The sequence below is a fragment of the Arthrobacter pascens genome, assembly GCF_017052465.1.
In the GTDB taxonomy this organism is placed as follows: domain Bacteria; phylum Actinomycetota; class Actinomycetes; order Actinomycetales; family Micrococcaceae; genus Arthrobacter; species Arthrobacter pascens.
On sequence record NZ_JAFHKT010000023.1, the window covers coordinates 1 to 302 of the forward strand.

A 302-nucleotide genomic window follows, 5' to 3' on the forward strand; every position below is an offset into this window, starting at 1 on the left:
CGGCGAGGCCGCGGACCAGGTGCATGTTGGTGGAGAGCGGCTGGCCGGTGATGGGGAAGTTCTCCACCGCACGGAGCGTGTGGACGCCCCAGTAAGCGCCCGCTGGGACATCGCGATCACCGAGCAGGTCATGCTCGGACTGGACACTCAGGTCTTGCGCCTCCGGCAGGGGCAGGGTTTCGGTCATGTGCAGTCCTTAGTTGGCGTCGTTGGCCGGGACGGAGTCGTTGCCGGGGAAAGGAGACAGGAAATCAACGGCCTGGAGCAGGCCCACGGGGCTGCCGCCGCCGAGGACAGCGCCG

At 67.9% G+C, this 302-nt stretch carries 1 pseudogene; it reads right to left on the minus strand.

The features are described 5' to 3' along the window. A pseudogene (gene aspA, locus JYA52_RS00100) lies at positions 1-187 on the minus strand (aspartate ammonia-lyase); the annotation flags it as partial. Positions 188-302: the final 115 nt, after the last annotated feature.